The sequence below is a fragment of the Undibacterium sp. TJN19 genome (assembly GCF_049339485.1).
Taxonomy (GTDB): Bacteria; Pseudomonadota; Gammaproteobacteria; order Burkholderiales; family Burkholderiaceae_D; genus Undibacterium.
Map to the genome: position 1 here is coordinate 1 of NZ_JBMPPL010000079.1, position 288 is coordinate 288.

1 protein-coding gene is annotated in these 288 nt (G+C 45.1%); it reads left to right on the forward strand.

The annotated features are described in order from the left end of the window. Positions 1-164: 164 nt before the first annotated feature. Positions 165-288 (forward strand): LacI family DNA-binding transcriptional regulator (locus ACO0LH_RS28610; protein WP_422944544.1); only part of this gene is annotated, 124 nt, incomplete at its 3' end.

Below are 288 nucleotides of genomic sequence, written 5' to 3' on the forward strand. Positions count from 1 at the left end.
ACAACAAATTTAAATATGCCAGGTTCATCGGAGGCAGATCGGTCTGCTCTATCTGCTCATCGTCAATAAAGCATGCTATGCTAGATTCATGAAAAGCTTTTCAGTGAACTGTTTTGCAAACAACTCAGCAAACAGTTCAGCAAACAATTAATCACTTCAGCCAGATGGAAGGCATTGCGTGGTCGAAAAAGTCAGAAAAAAAAAATGATCCGGTAACCCTGCTGGATGTGGCGCGTGAAGCGGGTGTATCGCCCAGCACGGTTTCACGTATCCTCAACGGCACAGCCA